The sequence below is a fragment of the Bradyrhizobium sp. SZCCHNR3119 genome (assembly GCF_032487775.1).
GTDB lineage: Bacteria > Pseudomonadota > Alphaproteobacteria > Rhizobiales > Xanthobacteraceae > Bradyrhizobium.
Genome location: NZ_JAUEUV010000001.1, coordinates 2860633 through 2880599, shown reverse-complemented (window position 1 = coordinate 2880599; position 19967 = coordinate 2860633). Strand labels below are relative to the sequence as shown.

21 protein-coding genes are annotated in these 19967 nt (G+C 64.9%); 9 read left to right on the top strand and 12 right to left on the bottom strand.

Annotated features, from left to right (window positions below; translation table 11 throughout):
* Positions 1 to 29: 29 nt before the first annotated feature.
* The 4 genes from leuD (at position 30) to QX034_RS13425 (ending at position 2430) form a co-directional block, all read left to right on the top strand.
* On the top strand, positions 30 to 635 hold the full coding sequence (gene leuD, locus QX034_RS13440; protein ID WP_315702121.1) for a 3-isopropylmalate dehydratase small subunit: 606 nt from the start codon (positions 30 to 32) through the stop codon (positions 633 to 635).
* A 73-nt stretch (positions 636 to 708) separates the two neighbouring features.
* Positions 709 to 1500, top strand: coding sequence for a hypothetical protein (locus tag QX034_RS13435; protein WP_316185106.1), 792 nt, complete (start codon positions 709 to 711; stop codon positions 1498 to 1500).
* A 118-nt stretch (positions 1501 to 1618) separates the two neighbouring features.
* Positions 1619 to 2038, top strand: coding sequence for a hypothetical protein (locus tag QX034_RS13430; RefSeq protein WP_315761485.1), 420 nt, complete (start codon positions 1619 to 1621; stop codon positions 2036 to 2038).
* A gap of 38 nt (positions 2039 to 2076) precedes the next feature.
* Entirely contained in the window at positions 2077 to 2430 is a 354-nt protein-coding gene (locus QX034_RS13425) for a cytochrome c (protein WP_315702124.1), read from the top strand.
* Positions 2431 to 2448: 18 nt separating this feature from the next.
* Here QX034_RS13425 and QX034_RS13420 read toward each other — a convergent pair whose 3' ends face one another.
* Entirely contained in the window at positions 2449 to 3327 is an 879-nt protein-coding gene (locus tag QX034_RS13420; protein ID WP_315702125.1) for a CoA ester lyase, read from the bottom strand.
* A 104-nt stretch (positions 3328 to 3431) separates the two neighbouring features.
* Here QX034_RS13420 and QX034_RS13415 point away from each other — a divergent pair, with 104 nt between their 5' ends.
* Positions 3432 to 4076 carry a carbonic anhydrase gene (locus QX034_RS13415; protein ID WP_315729964.1) on the top strand — a complete coding sequence of 215 codons (645 nt, stop codon included), beginning with the start codon at positions 3432 to 3434 and terminating at the stop codon, positions 4074 to 4076.
* 47 nt (positions 4077 to 4123) lie between these two features.
* Here the strand turns inward: QX034_RS13415 and QX034_RS13410 are convergent, their stop codons facing one another.
* Positions 4124 to 4666: a TIGR00645 family protein gene (locus tag QX034_RS13410; RefSeq protein ID WP_315702127.1), complete on the bottom strand. Its 543-nt coding sequence runs from the start codon at positions 4664 to 4666 to the stop codon at positions 4124 to 4126.
* 33 nt (positions 4667 to 4699) lie between these two features.
* Complete coding sequence (locus QX034_RS13405; protein WP_315742596.1) at positions 4700 to 5734, bottom strand: aspartate-semialdehyde dehydrogenase; 1035 nt, start codon at positions 5732 to 5734, stop codon at positions 4700 to 4702.
* Positions 5735 to 5848: 114 nt separating this feature from the next.
* Between QX034_RS13405 and QX034_RS13400 the strand changes: the two genes are divergently transcribed.
* Both QX034_RS13400 and QX034_RS13395 read left to right on the top strand, forming a co-directional pair.
* Complete coding sequence (locus QX034_RS13400) at positions 5849 to 6649, top strand: hypothetical protein (RefSeq protein ID WP_315702129.1); 801 nt, start codon at positions 5849 to 5851, stop codon at positions 6647 to 6649.
* A 243-nt stretch (positions 6650 to 6892) separates the two neighbouring features.
* Positions 6893 to 7264, top strand: a complete 372-nt coding sequence (locus QX034_RS13395; protein WP_315702130.1) for a hypothetical protein — start codon at positions 6893 to 6895, stop codon at positions 7262 to 7264.
* 251 nt (positions 7265 to 7515) lie between these two features.
* Here QX034_RS13395 and leuB read toward each other — a convergent pair whose 3' ends face one another.
* Positions 7516 to 8628, bottom strand: a complete 1113-nt coding sequence (gene leuB, locus QX034_RS13390; protein WP_315765826.1) for a 3-isopropylmalate dehydrogenase — start codon at positions 8626 to 8628, stop codon at positions 7516 to 7518.
* Between the two features lie 215 nt (positions 8629 to 8843).
* Here leuB and QX034_RS13385 point away from each other — a divergent pair, with 215 nt between their 5' ends.
* Positions 8844 to 10031: a YbfB/YjiJ family MFS transporter gene (locus QX034_RS13385; protein WP_315702132.1), complete on the top strand. Its 1188-nt coding sequence runs from the start codon at positions 8844 to 8846 to the stop codon at positions 10029 to 10031.
* A gap of 216 nt (positions 10032 to 10247) precedes the next feature.
* Here QX034_RS13385 and QX034_RS13380 read toward each other — a convergent pair whose 3' ends face one another.
* The 3 genes from QX034_RS13380 to QX034_RS13370 all read right to left on the bottom strand — a co-directional run bounded on the left by QX034_RS13380 (position 10248) and on the right by QX034_RS13370 (position 12526).
* A complete protein-coding gene (locus tag QX034_RS13380) occupies positions 10248 to 11033 on the bottom strand; it encodes a molybdopterin-binding protein (protein ID WP_315702133.1) in 786 nt (261 codons plus the stop codon).
* A 23-nt stretch (positions 11034 to 11056) separates the two neighbouring features.
* Positions 11057 to 11701: a cytochrome b/b6 domain-containing protein gene (locus QX034_RS13375; protein ID WP_315702134.1), complete on the bottom strand. Its 645-nt coding sequence runs from the start codon at positions 11699 to 11701 to the stop codon at positions 11057 to 11059.
* A gap of 270 nt (positions 11702 to 11971) precedes the next feature.
* Positions 11972 to 12526: a fasciclin domain-containing protein gene (locus tag QX034_RS13370; protein WP_315702135.1), complete on the bottom strand. Its 555-nt coding sequence runs from the start codon at positions 12524 to 12526 to the stop codon at positions 11972 to 11974.
* A 428-nt stretch (positions 12527 to 12954) separates the two neighbouring features.
* Between QX034_RS13370 and QX034_RS13365 the strand changes: the two genes are divergently transcribed.
* Complete coding sequence (locus QX034_RS13365; RefSeq protein ID WP_315728064.1) at positions 12955 to 13389, top strand: hypothetical protein; 435 nt, start codon at positions 12955 to 12957, stop codon at positions 13387 to 13389.
* Positions 13390 to 13509: 120 nt separating this feature from the next.
* Here QX034_RS13365 and QX034_RS34025 read toward each other — a convergent pair whose 3' ends face one another.
* The 5 genes from QX034_RS34025 to QX034_RS13340 form a co-directional block, all read right to left on the bottom strand.
* A complete protein-coding gene (locus tag QX034_RS34025) occupies positions 13510 to 14544 on the bottom strand; it encodes an OmpA family protein (protein ID WP_409977471.1) in 1035 nt (344 codons plus the stop codon).
* A 1381-nt stretch (positions 14545 to 15925) separates the two neighbouring features.
* On the bottom strand, positions 15926 to 16144 hold the full coding sequence (locus QX034_RS13355) for a hypothetical protein (protein WP_315703129.1): 219 nt from the start codon (positions 16142 to 16144) through the stop codon (positions 15926 to 15928).
* Complete coding sequence (locus QX034_RS13350) at positions 16144 to 16629, bottom strand: pyridoxamine 5'-phosphate oxidase family protein (RefSeq protein ID WP_315728068.1); 486 nt, start codon at positions 16627 to 16629, stop codon at positions 16144 to 16146. Before QX034_RS13350 ends, QX034_RS13355 begins: the two co-directional genes overlap by 1 nt.
* A gap of 88 nt (positions 16630 to 16717) precedes the next feature.
* Complete coding sequence (locus QX034_RS13345; RefSeq protein ID WP_315703130.1) at positions 16718 to 17542, bottom strand: FkbM family methyltransferase; 825 nt, start codon at positions 17540 to 17542, stop codon at positions 16718 to 16720.
* Positions 17543 to 17747: 205 nt separating this feature from the next.
* Positions 17748 to 19895 carry an ATP-binding protein gene (locus QX034_RS13340; RefSeq protein WP_315702139.1) on the bottom strand — a complete coding sequence of 716 codons (2148 nt, stop codon included), beginning with the start codon at positions 19893 to 19895 and terminating at the stop codon, positions 17748 to 17750.
* Positions 19896 to 19967: the final 72 nt, after the last annotated feature.

The window sequence follows — 19967 nt, the reverse complement described above, 5'->3', positions numbered from 1 at the left end:
CAGCCTGCCCACTTTCGGAAAGTGCAACGATGGACAAATTCACCACGCTGGAAGGCGTCGCGGCGCCCTTGAAGATCATCAATGTCGATACCGACATGATCATCCCCAAGCAGTACCTGAAAACCATCAAGCGCACTGGCCTTGGCAAGGGGCTGTTCTCGGAACAGCGCTTCAAGGACGATGGCAGCGAGAATCCGGATTTCGTCCTCAATCAGCCGGCTTACCGCAATGCCAAGATCCTGGTCGCCGGCGACAATTTCGGCTGCGGCTCGAGCCGTGAGCACGCGCCCTGGGCGCTGCTCGACTTCGGCATCCGCTGCGTGATCTCGACCTCGTTCGGCGACATCTTCTACAACAACTGTTTCAAGAACGGCATTCTGCCGATCCGCGTCTCGCAGGCCGATCTCGACAAGCTGTTCGACGATGCCGAGCGCGGCGCCAATGCGACGCTCACGATCGATCTTGCCAATCAGGAAATCCGCGGACCGGACGGCGGCACGGTCAAGTTCGACATCGACCCGTTCCGCAAACACTGCCTGCTCAACGGCCTGGACGACATCGGCCTCACCATGGAGAAGAAGGCCGCAATCGACAGCTACGAAACCAAGCTGAAGAGCGAGCGCGCCTGGGCGTGATCCATTCCGTCCATGATGCCTTTGGGGCCCTGGATGATCGTCCGGGGCCTTTTTTCGCAAGCGACCGACGCCGGTGACGCGCTCATTGCCCGACATCGTCAGCTTCTGGCGTGGCCCGCTCGACCGGCTGCGGCAGACCTGCTTGCGCTCGCAACTCGCGGCCGGCCACAAGGTCACGGTTTATAGTTTCGATCCGCTGCCCGGATTGCCCGAGGGCGTCAGCAACGCCGACGCCGAAGCCGTGCTGCCTTACCGCTTTTCCGAGCGGCTGCGTCCGCCCCAACCCGACGGCAGCTGGCGCGACTGGACCACGCTGCAATTCAGCGACTTCTTCCGCATCAAGCTGATGGCACAAGGCGCGGGCGTGTGGCTGGATGCGGATGTCTTGCTGCTGAGGCCGATCGAGATCGATCCGGCAAAGCCCTACTTCGCCTGGGAGCGGCCTCGGCAGCTCGGCAACTCCGTGCTGTATCTGCCGCCGGACGATCCGATCGTCACCGAATTCGAGCAGCTGATGCAGCAGAAGGAGCTGACGCCAAACTGGCTGTCGCTATCGCACCGTGTGACGTTCGCTTTGCGGCGCCTGCGCGGCGGCTCGAAACGGCTCTCCGACATCCGTGTCGCCGTCTTCGGTCCGGCGGCGCTGACCGCGCTCGCCCGCCGGCATCGCAGCCTGCACCATGCGTCGCCCAAGAAGTCGTTCTACGCGGTTCACGCCGAGCCCAAGGCCTTCTTCGAGCCCTCGAACTTCTCGGACCTGATCAGCGACCCCGCGATCATCGGCCTGCATATCTCGCCCAAAGGACGCGGCAGCCAGCCGCCGTTGCCGGGAAGCCTGTATGGCTGGGCCGCGGAGCGGTTCTGATGAGTGGCTTGAGAACCAGCCCCGTTGCGCGCAGCAGAACGGTATTTGCACTTTGATCTAACGCAACGTGCTGTTGCGATGACGATGGTTGATTGGCGCCGCTGATTGGAGGTGCCGCATGACCACGCAAACTACGCCATATCCCAGGGTTCAGTACCTGATCGATACGTTTGCGCAGTGGCTGAAGCATCGGCGCGAGCTGAGCGAGATTCGCCAGATGGATCGCGAGGACTTCGAGCGCATCGCGGCGGACCTCCAGGTCTCGCCCGCCGATCTCGACGAACTGGTCCGGCACGGCGAACATGCCGCCGACGAATTGCCGCAGATGCTGAAGGCGCTGAGCATCGACGAGGCCGCCCTTGCCCGCAGCGAGCCGATGGTGCTGCGTGACATGGAGCGGGTCTGCGCCCTCTGCAAGGACAAGCCACGTTGTCACCGCGACCTCGCCACCGGTACGGCCAGCGCGCACTACGAGGAATATTGCCCCAATGCGCCGACGATCGACCGTCTCGGCGCGGACCTCGTCAAGCACGCTTGAACCATTCATCGATCGCCGGACATTGAGGACGGCCGCACATGCACCGCAATCGTCTGCTTCAAATCAGCGTTGCGATCCTGCTTGCGATCGCCGCACTGTTCCTGATCCGGCTGCACAACGCCCACGGCGCAGAATCCCCGAGTAGCAGCGTGGCGGCAGGCCACAAGCTTGCGGAGGCCTGGTGCACGGCGTGTCACGTCATCGATGCGCGGCACGGAACGGCCCAGGGCGGCGCGCCCGATTTCGTCGCGGTCGCCAACATGCATTCCACGACCGAGCTCTCTCTGAAGGTGTTCCTGCAGAGCAGCCACGCCAACATGCCGAACATCATGATGACGCCCGAGCAGCGCGGCGATCTCGTCGACTACATCCTCAGCTTGAAGCGCAAGTAGAGCTGCGGCCTCGCGCACCTACTTGGTGAGCGCCGCAATGGCGTCCGCGATGGCGATGGTGCGACGGGCCATGTCGGCGTGCAGGCGCTCCACCATGCGGCCGTCGATCTGGATCGCACCGCGCGTGGCATTTTCCGGCAGATCGAACGCGGCAAGGATCTTGCGAGCCTCGGCGACCTCTTGAGCCGGCGGGGTGAAGATCGCATTGCAGGAATCGATCTGGCTCGGATGGATCAACGTCTTGCCGTCGAAACCGAGATCGCGCGCCTGGATGCACTCCTGCGCAAATCCGTCCGCATTGGCGAAATCGCTGTAGGGACCGTCGAGGATTTCCAGGCCATGGGCCCGCGTCGCCAGAATGCAGTGAGAGATCATCGGCAGCATCGTGGAGCGGCCGGGCAGCATACGGATGCGCGTCTCCCGCGAAATGTCGTTCGGCCCGAACACGAAGCCGGCGAGCCGTGACCCTGGTTCCCGCACGGTGGCGGCCAGCCTGTCCGCATCGAGCACGGCACGGGCGGTTTCGATCATCGCCCAGACCTTCAGCGTCGGATCAGCGCCGACCTCGGCAAGACGCTCAGTGACCTTCTGCAGGTCCTCGACCGTCGAAACCTTGGGAACCAGGATGCCGTCGGGCGCCGCCTGCCCGGCCATTGCGACGTCGTCGCTCCACCAGGGCGTATCGAGGCTGTTGATGCGGATCAGAAGCTCGCGACCGCCATAACCATCGGTGGCGACCGCCTTGGCGATCTGCTCGCGGGCAGATCCCTTGGCATCCGGCGCGACCGAGTCCTCGAGGTCGAGAATGAGCCCGTCGACGGGCAGGCTGCGGCCTTTGTCCAATGCGCGCGCATTCGAGCCGGGCATGAACAGGAGGCTGCGGCGCGGGCGGATCATGTCGGCGTTTCCCTTGGCTTATTCAGGCGTCTCGCGATACCATTTCGAGCCCCGTCCTGAAAGGCTTGTTCCTGCTCCGGACATATGTTGTTTAGGTAACCGCCATGATCACCTTTCCGCCCCGTCTGCTCGACGGATATCGCGCCTTTGCCACCACCCGCCTTCCGACCGAGCAAAGCCGTTACCGGGAACTCTCCGAACGTGGCCAGTCGCCGGAAGTGATGGTGATCGGTTGCTGCGACTCGCGCGTCTCGCCCGAGGTGATCTTCGACGCCGGCCCGGGCGAGCTATTCGTGGTCCGCAATGTCGCCAATCTGGTTCCCGTGTACGAACCGGACAGCGGCGCTCACGGCGTCTCGGCGGCGCTGGAATACGCGGTCACCGTGCTGCGCATCAAGCACATCGTCGTGCTGGGTCATGCCCAATGCGGCGGCATCCGCGCCTTCGTGGACAAGATCGAGCCGTTGTCGCCAAGCGATTTCATCGGCCGCTGGATGGCGATGTTCGTCAAGCCGGGCGAGATCGTCGAGCAGCGCGCCCATGAGACCATGCAGGACTTCGTCATCAGGATCGAGAAGGCTGCGATCTTCCGCAGCCTGGAGAACCTGCTGACCTTTCCGTTCGTGCACAAGCAGGTCGAGGCTGGCACGCTGCAACTGCACGGCGCCTATTTCGGCGTCAAGGAAGGCTCGCTGTTCGTCCTCGATAAGGCCGTCAAGGAGTTCAAGAGCGCGCGCATTGACGAATAGGGCGTAGCGGATAGCAAGTGGAATAACTTTCCAATTCGCCACTCGCTTTAGTGATCGCTGCCCCAGCGATCCGACAATGCCAGCATCACGGTTGAAACCACGAATACCAGATGCACGCCGACCAGCCAGCCGAGCTTGATCGAGTCAACGCCGGCATCGAGGTTCATGAAAGCCTTCAGCACCTGGATTGCCGAGATCGCGACGATCGAGGCCAGCAATTTCTGCTTCAGCCCGGCGAAATCGACCTTGGTCATCCATTCCGGCCAGTCCGGATGGCCGCCCGGATCGATCCGCGAGACGAAGTTCTCATAGCCCGAGAACACCACGATCAGCACCAGATTGCCGGTCAACGAAACGTCGATCAACGAGAGCACACCGAGGATGATGTCGCTCTCCTTCGCGGACGGCACGTGCAGGACGAACTCCCACAGCAGCATCACGAATTTGACCAGCAAAACCGCTAGGCTGACGACCAGGCCGACATAAAACGGCGCCATCAGCCAGCGGCTCTTGAACAAAAGGCCTTCGATTCCGCGTTCCACCACGTTTGGCGCGTGCTGTCGGGCCGATGCCGCCGGCTGTTCGCTCATGGGAGTCGTCATCGGGATAACATGCCGGCCGCTTCAGGCCGCTTTCTTCTTCGCGGTGATCAGCTTGCGGTTGATCAGCACTTCCGCGATCTGCACCGCGTTCAGCGCAGCGCCCTTGCGCAGATTGTCCGACACGCACCAGAAGACGAGACCGTTCTCCACGGTCGCATCCTCACGGATGCGGCTGATATAGGTCGCGTCCTCGCCGGCCGCCTCATAGGGCGTGACATATCCACCCGGCTCCAGCTTGTCGATGACGAGACAGCCCGGCGCGCGGCGCAGGATATCGCGGGCCTCGTCCGCCGTGATCGGATTCTCGAACTCGACATTGACCGCTTCCGAGTGACCGACGAAAACCGGCACGCGCACGCAGGTCGCGGTCAGCTTGATCTTCGGATCCAAGATCTTCTTGGTCTCCGCCATCATCTTCCACTCTTCCTTGGTATAGCCGTCCTCCATGAAGACGTCGATCTGCGGAATGACGTTGAAGGCGATGCGCTTCGGAAACTTCTTATTGATCAGCTCGTCATTGGTGTAGACGGCCTTGGTCTGCGAGAACAACTCGTCCATCGCATCCTTGCCGGCGCCCGATACCGACTGATAGGTCGACACCACCACGCGCTTGATCGTCGCCTTCTCGTGCAGGGGCTTCAACGCGACCACGAGCTGCGCCGTCGAGCAGTTCGGATTGGCGATGATGTTCTTCTTGGCAAAACCGGCGGTCGCATCCGCGTTCACCTCCGGCACGATCAACGGCACGTCCGGGTCCATGCGCCAAGCGGACGAGTTGTCGATCACGACCGCACCGGCGGCGCCGATCCGCGGCGACCATTCCTTCGATACCGCCCCGCCTGCCGACATCAGGCAGATGTCGACATCGGCAAAATCGTAGTGCTCCAGCGCTTTGACCTTGAGCGTACGGTCGCCGTAGGAAACCTCGATCCCGATGCTGCGGCGCGAGGCCAGCGCCACCACCTCGTCGGCCGGGAATTTCCGTTCGTCGAGGATATTGAGCATTTCCCGCCCGACATTGCCGGTCGCGCCGACCACTGCGACTTTGTAACCCATCGTTCACTCTCCGACGAAAAATGGCCGGCCGCACAAGGATGCGGCAACGGAAGCGGCAGCGCTTCTATGCGAGAAACGTCCCTGACACAATCTTACCATGACGTTTCGCGTTTGATGCATCCCGTTTCGGCCAGAACAGCCGCCCCATCCCGCGTTGCCGCCTTTCTCCTGGCGCTCGAGAGCCTTGCCGACGAGGTTTGCGCCACCTTTGCACGCCTGTTCGCTTATCTGGGGGCGCTGGCACTGATCGCCATCCTGGCCCTGGCGGGCTGGCGCCAGATCGGGGGCGACGCGGCAGAATCAGCCCGGTCGGGCTGGAGCATGGTCGATAACGCTGTCCCCGCATTCTCGCTGCGGCTGACCGACCAGCCGGACAAATCGGCAACCTATACCGTGCTCCGGCACCCGCTTGGCGGCCGCAAGGACATCTTCCGCTGGGGTGAACCGGCCGACCGCCCGGCGGCCGAACTCGAAATCTATCGCTTAGGAGCCGAACCCGCCGCCTCGCGACACGCCGCTCACGCACTGGGCCTGCGCATGGCGCCGGACGGAACAAGCGAGCTGGAAGCCGCGGGCGTGATCGACACCAAGTTCGGCTCAGTCAGCCTGCTCCGCCAAACCGGGGCCGCGGATGGGCCGGGCGCCTGCCTCGGCTTTCTCAAACAGCTCGGCGAGCCTGCCTTGCGGCTCTCGGGATGGTCCTGCCAGGGCGTCAGCGCACCCGTCAGGCGCGCAATGGTCGGCTGCATGCTGAACCGGCTGACGCTGTTGTCGGGCAGTCACGACGCGGACCTGAGCGCCCTGTTCGCGCGTGCCGACGGCAGGCGCTTGGCCTGCGACCCGACCGCGGGAGCAGCGAGACCGTCCGATTGGGTCACGGCGCTCGACGAGCCACGGCTGCGCGGCACGCTCTAACTGGCGCGCCGAACACATCCCGCCGTTTCCCAATGCGTCCACGCCACCTTTCGGCCGCGCCGCCGGCACCCGGATCGGCCGTCAAGCCACGGATTTTGATGCAACTTTCCCGCCACAGCGGGGATTTATCTTGACCGGTATGGCGGGATTGACCTTGTGACGCCATATCCGAGCCGGATAATGTATTGCCCAAATCATTGCATGGCGCGCGCCCGCCCCGTTTGGCGCGAGGAAGAGGACGTGATGACGAGATTTTCTGCCGCGACCCGGGTCATGACCGTGGCGCTGATCGCCGCGACCGGTCTTGCCATCACATCCGCCAATGCCGAGACCAAGCGTCGGCACTACGGCAATTACGTCGCCACCGGCAGCGGCCCGAACTATTCCTACCAGTCCGGCCCGCGCACCCGCATCTACATCACCAGGCGCTCCTGGCTCGACGGCGGCACCGAGGTGCTGCCCGGCGATCGCAAGTTCAGCGACTATGCATTCCCGTCCGAATACGGCTATCCGAGCTTCGGCCGCGAGAACCTGAACCGGCCGATCGATCGCCAGCCGCTGATGACGCCGACCGATCTCGGCGGCTATCCGCGGACCTTCCCAATTCCCTACTGAGGTCGGCGATAGCGCCTGATGACGAAGGCCGGGCCCAGCCCGGCCTTTTGCGTGTGGAGCGCATGCAACGCGCCGCTGCGGATCGGGACGCGCGAGAAAATGAAGGCGAGTTGCGCGGCAAGGCACCGCTGACGAGCTGTGGCCAACAGACCCGACACGGTAGCCACATAAAAAACGTCGTCCCGGCAATCCGCCGGGACGACGCCAATTCATGCTGATGCGCTTGCGCGCGGCATCGAGAGTGCCACGCCCTATGCGTGCAGCTTCTCCAGTTCCTTGAGGATCGCCTCGCCCATCTGCGTGGTCGATGCCGGCGTCGTGCCTTCGGACTTGATGTCGGCGGTGCGCAGGCCGCTCGCGAGCACGGCGGCGATCGCAGCTTCCAGCTTGTCGGCCAGCGCGCCCATGTCGAAGGAATAGCGCAGCGCCATGCCGAAGGACGAGACCATCGCGATCGGATTGGCGAGCCCCTTGCCCGCGATGTCGGGCGCGGAGCCGTGCACCGGCTCATACAGCGCCTTGCGCGTCTTGGTCTTGGCATCGACCTCGCCGAGCGAGGCTGACGGCAGCATGCCGAGCGAGCCGGTCAGCATCGCCGCGATGTCCGACAGCATGTCGCCGAACAGATTGTCGGTGACGATGACGTCGAACATCTTCGGATACTTCACCAGATTCATGCCGCCGGAATCGGCGAGCTGGTGCTCGAGCGTCACGTCCTTGTATTCGCGGCTGTGCACCGCGGTCACGACCTCGTTCCAGAGCACGCCCGTCTTCATGACGTTGCGCTTCTCCATCGAGGTGACCTTGTTGCGGCGCTTGCGGGCGAGATCGAAGGCGACCCGCGCGATACGCTCGATCTCATAGGTGTCGTAGACCTGGGTATCGACGGCGCGCTTCTGGCCGTTGCCGAGATCGGTGATGGTCTTCGGCTCGCCGAAATAGACGCCGCCGGTGAGCTCGCGCACGATCATGATGTCGAGGCCTTCGACGATCTCGCGCTTCAGGCTGGAGGCGTCCGCGAGCGCCGGATAGCACACGGCCGGACGGAGGTTGGCGAACAGGCCGAGATCCTTGCGCAGGCGCAGCAGGCCGGCCTCGGGGCGGACGTCGTAGGGAACGCCGTCCCATTTCGGCCCGCCGACCGCACCGAAGATCACGGCGTCGGCCGCCTTGGCCTTGGCCATGTCGGCCTCGGAAATCGACACCTTGTGCGCGTCATAGGCGGCGCCGCCGACCAGCCCCTCTTCCGTCTCGAACGAGGCGAGCCCGCGGGCGTTGAGCCAGCCGATCAGCCGCTTCACTTCCGCCATCACTTCGGGGCCGATGCCGTCGCCGGGCAGCAGAAGCAGTTTATGGGTCGCCATGGTCGTCATCCTCGCTAGGTGTCATGCCCGGCTCGATCCGGACCTGACGGCGTTCTCTGGAAAATCGGCGGAGTGCTAAAGCGCCGTTGCGGCCTTGGCAAGACACCATTGCCGCAGCCGGCATTCTACGGCGGGCCGTGAGGGCTATAATCGTCCCACAGCATCAGCGTCGACGCATGCAATCGTTCGCGCGATCGGCGCGCCGGAGCATTTCCTTGCACAGCCCTCACCCCCCATCGACCGCCCATCTGGCGCGGCTGATCCTCACGCTCTCGCTCAGCGCTACCGTCAGCCTCGGCATCGGCCGGTTCGCCTACGCGCTCGTCCTGCCGGACATGCGGGAGTCGCTGCATTGGTCGTATTCGGCGGCCGGCTTCATGAACACGATCAACGCCGCCGGCTATCTCGCCGGGGCCTTGTTGGCATCCTGGATGGTAAGGCGCGTGGGCTGGTCGGCTGCGCTGCGCGGAGGAACGCTGGTCAATCTCGCGGCACTGGCGCTGTGTGCCATCACCGGCAATTTCGTCGTCTTGAGCTTTGCGCGCCTGATCGGCGGCTTAGCGGCTGCGGCCTGCTTCGTGGCCGGCGGCGCATTGGCGGCCGAGATCGCGCAATCGCGTCCCGAACGGGCGAGCTTCCTGCTCAGCCTGTTCTACGCCGGTCCCGGGCTCGGCATTCTGACCTCGGGTCTGGTCGCGCCGTTCGTTCTGCAGGGCTTCGGCCCCGGGTCGTGGTGGATCGTCTGGTGGGCGCTGACGGCGCTATCGAGCCTGCTCACCATTCCACTGCTGCTCACGCCGATCCGAAGCAAGGCCGGCCTTAATGCCGCCGACGCAGCTTCGTTCTCGGTCTGGCCAGTCGCGATCTATCTGTTCGGCTATTTCTTGTTCGGTGCGGGCTACATCGCCTACATGACGTTCATGATCGCCTATGTCCGCGATCTCGGCGGCGGCGCAACCGCGCAGGCTGCATTCTGGAGCCTGATCGGATTGTCCGGCTTTGCAACGCCCTGGGTCTGGCGCGGCACATTAGCGCTGGACCGCGGCGGGCTCGCCACTGCAATCGTCCTTGCCGTCAATGCAGTTGGTGCAGCACTGCCGATCCTGGGACATTCCACGACCATGCTCGCCATCTCCGCGGTCGTGTTCGGGGTCTCCTTTTTCGCGGTGGCCGGCTCAACCACCGCTTTCGTGCGCCTCAACTACCCGCCGTCCGCCTGGCCTGCGGCGATCGCTGCGATGACCATCGCATTCGGCATCGGCCAGACATTGGGTCCTTTCGTGGTCGGTGCGATCACCGACGCGATGGGCAGCCTGAGCTACGCGTTGAACATCTCCGCGGCCACCCTGTTGGCGGGCGCGATCGCGTCGGCGATGCAGCGCAAATTGAAGAAGGACGTGTAACTCACAGGCGTATCAACACCCTCGCTGTCGTCCCGGCGAACGCCGGACCCATACCGCGTGATGTTAGAAACAGGCACGCGGCCCAGCCCGCGCACGATAATTGGGACCTATGGTAATGGATCCCAGCGTTCGCCGGAACGACGGCGGAGAACGTAGCCACAGCTCTGCTCATCGCTTGCAAGAAGAGCCATACCCCCGCTCAAGTCACAGCCGCCATCAGCTGCCGCTGAACGAATTGTAGCCCTGGTCCTCCCAATAGCCGCCCTTGTAGTCGTTGGTGACTTCCATCGAGAGCACGTATTTCGGGTTCTTGAAGCCGAGCTTGGTGGGCACGCGGATCTTCATCGGATAGCCATAGGCGCGCGGCAGGATCTGGTCGGCGAACTTGAAGGTCATCTGGGTCTGCGGATGCAGCGCGGTGCGCATATCCAGCGGCGAGTTGTAACCGTCCTTGTCGGCGCACTGGAACCAGACATATTTCGCGCGTGTGTCGGCGCCTATCAGTTTGAGGAAATCGCGCAGGGGCGTGCCAGTCCATGAGCCGATGGCGCTCCAGCCCTCGACGCAGATGTGCCGCGTCACCTGCGTGACCTGCGGCAGCGCGTAGAGCTCCTCCAGCCTCCACGACTTCTTGTTGTCAACGAGGCCGCGCACCTCGAGGCTCCAATCCTCGCCGTCGACCTCCGGCGCCTCGTCGAGATCGTAATAGGCGTTGAACGGGAACGGCTTCGTAATCATGCTCTCCGGAAAGGTCGGCGCCAGCGCATCCGGGTCGAACAGCCGGGCCTGCACCGCATCGTTGAACTTCGAGATCTGGGCCAGCAGCGTCTCGGCCGAGTCGCTGTCGAGCACGTCGCAGCCGGTGAGCAGCGTCAGTGCACCGAGGCTCGCGCCGCCCGAGATGAAGCGGCGGCGGGTAAGATCGGGCATCAGCTTGGCGGCGTCCTTGACCAGGAGCTTCTTGTCGACGCCGGGGATGAGAAGCTTGCGCATGCGGCTCATGATCTGTCTCCTCGGAAGTGGTGTCAGCGCCCGATGATCATCGCGCGCAGGCTCTTCGGCACCAGGATGGCGAGCGCGACATGGACGATCAGGAAGGCGCAGATCAGCGACATGCAGACGAAGTGCACATAGCGCGCGGTCGGATAGTCGCCGAACAATGTGACCAGCCAGTGCAGCTGCACCGGCTTCCAGATTGACAGGCCCGAGAGCACGACGACAACGCCGACCAGGATGATGCCGGCATAGAGCAGCTTCTGCACGGAGTTGTAGACGGTGAGATCGTCGTGCGCGAGCCTGAAGCTCAGCGCCGCCTTGAGATCGGCGAACACGCCCCCGGGCGTGATCGGAAACAGCTTGCTACGGAAGCGGCCGGTCGCCACCCCCGTGATCAGGTAAGCGAGGCCGTTGAGCATCAACAGCCACATCGCGGCGAAGTGCCACAGCAGGGCACCGCCGAGCCAGCCGCCGAGCGTGATGCTGTGGTCGAAACGGAAGTTGAACAGGGGCGAGGCGTTGTAGATCTGCCAGCCCGACATGATCATCAGGATCATCGCCACGGCATTGATCCAGTGCATCACGCGGACCCAGGCCGGCTGGATCACCTTTGGCCTGCTCGCGTCGGCCGGTGCTGCGCTGACGTGGCCCTCGGTGACGGCAAGGCTGGACATGATGGCCTCCATTCGTTTCGCATTGACGTCATCCCGGTGCTCCGACGCCAACATTCGCTCCCCTCTGGCAATGGGGATGCAAAGGTAAATCCGCTCTACTGGCGATTATACGCCGGCATCTGGCGCTTCGTTACCATCGGTAAGACGAACAATTTGGCGTCGTCTTCCGCCGGGGCGACAAAAAGAACGATCACGAAAGGGCGAGCCGGAACTCTGTCCCGGCTCGCCAACCGCGCATCCGTGAGGCGGGGGAAACGGACGGCAGCGGTGTTACGTTGCCGGCATCAGCACCGTGTCGACCACGTGGATGACGCCGTTCGACTGATGGACGTTGGAGATCGAAACCATCGAGGCGTCACCCTTGGCGTCGATGATCCAGATCTTCCCGTCTTTCCGCTTGACGGTGAGCTGCTCGCCCTCGACGGTCTTCAGCATCTTGCCGTCCGTGAGGTCCGAGGCGTCGTATCTGCCGGCGACCACGTGATAGGTAAGAATCTTGGTGAGCGCCGCCTTGTTCTCCGGCTTGGCGAGTGCGTCGACGGCGCCGGCCGGCAACTTGCCGAAGGCGGCGTCGGTCGGCGCGAACACCGTGAACGGACCCTTGCCTTCCAGGGTGTGGACGAGACCGGCGGCCTTCACCGCCGCGACCAACATGGTGTGGTCCCTCGAATTGACCGCGTTCTCGATGATATTCTTCGAGGGATACATCGCGGCACCGCCGACCATCACGGTCTTCTGTTCGGCACGCGCCGGCGCGACGAGCGTGGACGTCAGCGCGAGCGCGCTGAAGGCAGCGACAGACAAGAAGGCAATGCGCTTGGTCATCGATAGCTCCCGAATGTTTGAACAGCCGGCGACGCCGGTGTTCATGAGATTGGCTGCGACGGCGATGCGGTCATTGCAGAGACTTCCCCGCATCGTGTCGGGCCAAGCTACGGGGGCGCTTCCAGCCAGTTTCGACGCATAACTTTATGTGATGCCTGAAACTAATAGCGGGTGAGACCGTGTCTCGTTGCTTCATGAAGGCAACAATACCGCCCGCGTCATCCGGCCGACCAACTCATGGCGGCGCGGCGGCGGGACGACGATGCCGCTCTCATTGCGAGCGTTAACTACGTTCGACGACAAACCCGAGCAAAGCGCACGGCGTCGTTGCGGGTAACACTTTCTTAAGGTTGATTACAGGTCAGCGCTGTTCGCGGGAAGGGGCTCTTCCGCAACGTCAGGCGCGCGTCGTGGACGGGGGTCGCGTCGTGATCAGAACAATCTGGATTGCCGGTCTTTGTCTATTGATGATCGCGGGCCTGCTCGCCACCAAGGTGGTGTCGGCGGCGGTGTCGGCCTCGTCTGAGAGCCAATTCGATGCGACCGCATCGCTGGAGCGCATCCCCATTCCGGGGATCGACACGCTGACCGAGGCCGATCGCAACGCGGCAATGCCGCTGGCCAATACGGATGACGCCGGCGGGTTGCCGATTCTCTCCACCGTCGTACGGCCGACGACTGAAACATTTCGAGCGGGGTCAACGCGTCGGGTTCGGCCTGCCGGCCGCGCCAAAGCGGCCGCACATGCTCGTTCCAAGAGCGGGTCCGAGCCGGCCAAAATGGCCGTCGCGCCATGCCGGCAACTCGATCCGATCGCGCGCTTCCTGGCTTCCGCAAATCTCGCGCCGCGCTGCCAGGGCTGATTCAGAACCACACTGCGGCGCGGCCCGCGCAAGCTTGCATCAGCGAAAACGGCCGGGATCGCTCCCGGCCGTTTTGTTTGCGCCCTATGCACCGGTATGGGGCGATGACGCTCTTTCCGCTTACCGCGGCGGCGCGATGCCGGGCGGAGGCGGCGGCAGCGAAGCCTGGCCCCCGTTCAGCAGTGGCGTAATGCGGCGCACGGTGACGCGGCGGTTGATCCGACTGGGGCCGGAGGTCTGCTCCTTCAGATATTGCGAGCCATAGCCCTGCGAGGTCAGGTTCTCCGCCGGCACGTTGAACTGCTGCGTCAGCAGCGTTGCAACGGATTCGGCGCGACGATCCGACAGCGACAGATTGTCGGTGTCGTTGCCGACCGCGTCGGTGTGGCCCTCGATCAGGAACACCTCGCGCGGATTGCGCTGGATCGCACGGTTGAGGCCGTCCGCGATCACCTGCAACTTCGCCACCTGGTCCGGACTGATCTCCCACGATCCCGTGTCGAAAGTAACGGTGTTGAGGTCGATCGAAGGCATCAACTGCCGCACCGACGGGCTGTAGCGAACTTCGTCCAGCGAATAGCGCCGCGCAACGCGCTCCACCGGCGGAGCCTCCAGCGTGTCGTAGATGACATCCGGCGACGCCTCGTCCGCGTCGACGATGTAGCGGTCGTTCGGAATGCGGATAACCGGGGGCGGCAGGTCGACATAGAAGCCGCCGACCGCGTCAGGATCGCGATAGGTGTTGTCGATGATGATGATCTCGCGACCACCCGGATCCCGGCGGATGCGGCGCAGCAGCCGGCCGTCCGGCGCGGCGACCGTGATGATCTCACTGCCGTCGGGGCGGATGACGACGGTACGCCGCTCGCCGCCGACATCCTGGACGCGGATGTCACGCGCGCCGTAGCGGAAGCGATCGATCTCGTCGTGCCGCACGAACTCCTGACCGCTCGGATCGCGCACGATGACGCGGCCCGGCTCGAAGATCACGGTGCGACCGCCTTCCTGCACCTCGCGGCGCTGGGCGCGGAAGTCCTCCAGCCGCTGCGGACCGGGCGCTTGGGCACCCGGCGCGATCGGCGTCAGCTGCTGCGGCGTCGGCGGGGGCGGCGCTGGAATGGGAGCGGCGACCTGCGGCGGCGGACGATTGGACATTGCGGGCGGCCCTCCCGGCGGCAACGCGCTCTGCCCGGCCGGCGGCTGGGCTGCGGGAGCCTGCTGCGCTGGCGGCCCCCCCGGAGCTGATCCAGGATGTCCGCCCAATCCCGCACCACCGGCCGGCGGCGGCGTGGGTTGTCCGGCAGACGGCGCGCCGGGAGCAGCCGACGGCTGCGACGGAGCCGGGCTTGTCGTTCCCACCGGCGGGGTCGGCGTACCGCGCGGCGGCGTACCTGGCGGCATTCCCGGCTGCGTTCCTGGCGATGTTACGGGTGGCGTTCCTGGCGCGGCTCCGGGCCGGGCGGGGGGCTGGCCACCGGCCGCCGCCGACGGAGCAGGCGGCGGGGGGTTTGCTGCCGGGGGCGGCCCCGAATGCGCAGGCGGCGTAGTGCCAGCGGGCGGCGCCGAGGGTGTCGGAGTCGCGCCGGGACGTGCCACAGGCGCCCCACCAGGCGCGTTTGGCGCTGCAGCGGGCGGCGGGGACGGAGGCGTCGGATGGCTCGGTGCGGCTACCGGCGGAGGGGGCGGCGGCGCGGCCGGACGCGTCGGCTCCTTCGGGGCGGCCACCGGCGGCGGCGGCATGTGCGCGGGCGGCGCAGCTGCGGGCGGCGCCGGCGGAGTCGGATGCTGTGGCGGCGCGGCGCTCGGAGCCGGCGGCGCGACGTGCGGCGCAGGTGCGGGCGGCGGAGCGACATGTGGGGCCGGTGCCGGCGGAGGCGGCGGAGCCACGTGCGGCGCGGGAGCCGGCGGCGGCGGCGGCGGCGGAGCCACGCGCGGCGCAGGAGCCGGCGGCGGCGGAGGTGGAGGTGGAGGTGGAGCCACGTGCGGCGCAGGAGCTGGCGGCGGCGGGGCAGCATGCGGAGGCGGCGCCGGGGGCGGCGGCGGAGCTGCGGGATGCGGTTGAGCTACAGGCGGCGGCGCGGCGCCGGGAGCTCCGGGCGCCGGTCGCTGGGGCTGCGCGCCTGGCGCGGGCGGCTGGCCGTGTGAAGGCTGCTTCGGCTTGCCATCCGGCCCGACTTCGCCCTGCGCCTGGGCCAAGACCAGCGGCGCGGTCTGCGCATGGGACGCGAAGCTTGCCATTTGCGCCGCCGACATCGCGGTCGTCGCAAGCAGCAGAAGTCGAAGTTTGCTCATGTGATATCGATTCCCCGGAATGATCTCTGTGAGAGGCGCGTGATCAACGAATATGCGTTAGGCCGGATTGTGGCGCGGTTCAAATAGGCCGACCGATTTATTTTGCCGCATGAGCGCACTCGCGCCGCTGCTGTTCATGTTGCATTCAGTGATAGATTTCAATGCGTTGCAAAGCCCCGCTCTGCAGCGCGCGCGCACCGGGCGCACGCCTTGCGCGCACATCGTTTGTACGCCGCAACCGCGTTCAATCCGTGGCTGGATTCGGGGTGGTCGGGCTCGCCGGTCCCCGCCCCGGCACCTCCTCAGGCGTGCTGCCGGGCAGCTCGTCCGGCGGGGTTGGCGTGTCGGGCTCCCGCACCGGCGGCGGCACCTCCGGCTGAGGATTGCCGACCGGATCCTCCGGTGGCGGCTCGGCGGGACGACCCGGCGTTGCCGGTGGAATCTCCGGCGGCTCGATTCCGATCACATCGCAACCCTGCGGTTATCGCCGATGTCAGGCCGAGAGCCGGTGACCGCTGCTGCGGCCATCTTCACATAACTGACGACCGTGCCTGGCGAATCCCAGAACTCCGCATCATCAGGCGTGATCTTCAGGACGCGAATATTGGGATCATCGGCACTGTCCCGCCAGGCCTTCGCGGGGGTTGAGAACAGCTCCCTAACCTTGGCGCGATCGTTGGAGATTGCTGCCGTGCCGGTCAGCGAGACGTATTTCTGACTTCCGGCGTCGGCGAAAGCGAGATTGACGTGCGGATCGCGCGCGATCTCCTTCTCCTTGTGACGACGGGCATCGGTCAGGAAGTAGATCATGCCCTCGTCCCGCTCGATATAGGCGGCCATCGGCCGCGCCCGCAGCTTCTCGCCATCGCGGGTCACCAGCATCGCAAAGCCGATCTTCTTCATCAGGTCCCAGGCGCGATCCTGACCGCGCGCGGCATTGGTGGCCATGGTTTCGCTCCTCGATCTTTCGGAAGCGATAACGGGGGCCATCAGGCGATGTTCCACCCGCCGGTCGGCCGAAATCAACGAGGAGCGGTCAATCCCGCAACAACAGCGTGTTGCTGCGGGTCCTGCCGGCCTCGCGATAACCGCGACCGATCATGTCGACGAGGCAATCCTGACGCCATTCGCTTCGCGACAGATGCTCGATCGCGATCGCGCGCGGCCACAACGCCGGCGCGACGTCGCGAAAGAAGCCGGTCAGCACACGATCCTCGAAACCTTCGACATCGATCTTCAGCGCGTGGATCTTGGTCAGGCCGGCGTCGTTGACGATGCGCGCAAGCCGCAGCGCCCGCACCTTGTACGCCTGGTCCGCCGCCGCTGCGGGCACTATGCGACTTGCGCCGAGATTCTCCGCGTCCGTCGCAATCATCAACTCGCCGTCGCTGTCGGATGCGGCCGCGGCAACCAGTCTCACCTGGGTGAGACCGGATGCGGCGACATTGAAGGCCAAGCGCGCATGCGCAACCGGATGCGCCTCGATCGCGACGACGCGACCACGCGAGCCGACGTGACGCGCGAGGGTCAGCGCATAGGTGCCGACATTGGCACCGACATCGACGAATACGCCGCCGCCGGGCACATGCGCACGCAGAAAGTCGAGCTCGGCGCGATCGTAGTCCGGGTTGAACAGGGCGCCGCGCTCGGTCGCGCTGAACTGGTGGTGAAAGCGAAAGGATGCGCCCTGGTAGTTCGCATCGATCGGACCTGCCCGGAGCAGATTGAGAAGCCGCGACAAGGTCGGACGAAACGCGCCACGCTTCAACCCGGAGCCGTGCGCGAGCGCAATCACCGCGGCCTGCGCCCAACTCGGCGCGAAAGCGCCGAACGGCGGTGCGGACACATCATCGTCCGGCATTGCCGTTGCATTGCGCGAACGCCAGCCGCCCTCAGTAGCGCGTGACTCCAGTGCCCGCACCAGTGTCATCTCTTCCTCTCCCGGGTTCTTCCCCAAAGCGAAACGGAGACGCTGATGAAAGCGATATTCCGATGTCCTGGCCTCCGCAGCCGCGAAGACATCCTCAGATGCTATGATGTCCTAATCATGTCTCGGCAGGATGGTCTCAGCGCGCCATTGAGGCCGGAGGAGTCGGAGCGGCGCGGCGCCTGGAAGGCGAGCCGATACGGTGCAGCACACGCGACAATTCCTCGATCGAATAAGGTTTCCGCAGCAGCTCGTAACCATGCAAGCCCTGCTGCGCGAGAATGTGGCTGTAGCCTGTCGCAAGTACGATCGGCACGTCGATATCGAGGCGTCGGACTTCTTCGGCGAGCTCGAGGCCCGTCATGCCGGGCATCATGACGTCAGTGAACACCACATCGAACCGCTGCACGCCACTGACCAGTTCTTCGAGCGCATCCTTGGCGTTGTCGACCAGGATGGTGCGATAGCCGAGTTCGGACAGAGCTTCCGTCGTAGCGCGACCGACGTCGATATTGTCCTCGATCACCAGCACCGAGAGGCCATCGCCGCCGACGGCCGCGCCCTCGCCGGCATGGGCGTTCTGCGATCCGACTGCGGCCGGCGCCCGGGGCAGATAGAGCGTGAAGGTCGCGCCACGGCCGACTTCGCTCGACACCGCGATCTCGCCGCCGGACTGTTTTGCGAAGCCGAACACCTGCGAGAGGCCGAGACCGGTGCCATGGCCGATGGTTTTGGTGGTGAAGAACGGCTCGAAGATGCGGCTGAATTGCGCTTCGGGAATGCCGACGCCGGTGTCCTTGACAACGATGGCGACGTAGCCGAGCGGCGGCCGCTCGTGGGGCGCCGCTGGTGTCGGCAGTTCGCCGACCGCGTGGACTTTGATCGTGAGCTGCCCCTGGCCCGCCATCGCATCGCGCGCGTTGACCGCCATGTTGATCAGCGCGGTCTCGAACTGGCCGGCGTCGGCGCTGACGTAGCAAGGCTCCTCGGCCAGGGCGATGACGACCTCGATCCGCGTTCCCACCAGGGTCTTGATCATGTCGCGCAGCGCCGTCACGCTGCTGCCGATGTCGAAGACCTCGGGTTTCAGCGCCTGCCGTCGCGCAAAGGCCAGCAGCTGCCCCGTCAGCTTCGAGGCCCGCCCGACCGTGTCCGAAATCGCATCGACATAGCGCTGCCGCCGCTCCTCCGGCAGGTTGGGCCGGCGCAACAGGTCGGCCGAGGCTCTGATCACGGTGAGCAGATTGTTGAAATCGTGCGCCACGCCGCCGGTGAGTTGCCCCAGCGCCTCCATGCGCTGCCCGTGCTTGAGCGCCTGCTCCGCTTCCAGCCGACGCTCGGCCTCGGCATACAGCCGTTCGGTGCGCCGCAAGGCCAAGGTGAGGAACAGGAACAGGAACGCGGTGGCGGGCACGCCGAAGATCAGGTGGCGGCTGATCGCGCCGAGCCAACGGCTGCGGATGGTCGAAGTCTCGAGCCCCGCGCTGACATAGATTGGATATTCGGTCAGCCGCCGATAGCCGATCCGGCGCTCGATGCCGTCCGCCGAAGAGGTCGTCGTGATCAGACCCGACGGGCTCCCGGTCGCCTCAACTTCCGGATTGCTCGGATCCGGCTTGATGGCCAGGGCCGGAAATCTTACCAGCGCCGAACCATCGGCCCGACGAATCGCAAAATAGCTGCCCGGATCACGTCCGATCCGGGCATAGAACTGCTCGAAATAGTTGGGCAGCACGGAGGCCAGGATCACGCCGGTGAAGTTGCCGTTGGCGTCGTGGCGCCGTCGGCTGACCCCGAAGAAGGGGGCTCCCTGATACGGCGAACGCGGCGCCAGCGGCGCTCCGATAAAAGTTCCAATGTCGGAGCCCAGATGGGCTCTGAAATAGTCGCGGTCGGAGAAGTCGATCGCGGGCGCGGGGTAGACCAGGCTGTTGACCAAGGTGCGACCTTGCGCATCGAACACCCAGACCGACCTGATCTGCGATAGCGCTTCGGGGAGCCGGCGCAGCCGCAAGTACAGCTCCTGCTCACGTGCCCGGATCTCGGCGTCCGGCATGTCTCGGATGATCGCGTCCGTTTCTGCAAGGCTGCGGTCGATGGTTTCGAACACCTTCAGCGCATGTTCGTGGACGACGTCGAGCGAACGCGCGATATCGCGGTCGGCTTCTTTCTGCGTCGCGTCGTAGGAGACAAGGGATGCAACGGCGAACAACGCAATCGGCAGCGCCAGCGAAGCCGCCATCATCCATCGCAGCAGTCTCAAGGAATTGCGTTGCGCAAGCTGCACGGTCGCCCCAGCCTCCGACGGCGGGGAGCTTAACGCAATTCGCAGCTCATCACAAAGACGAGAGCGCCCTGG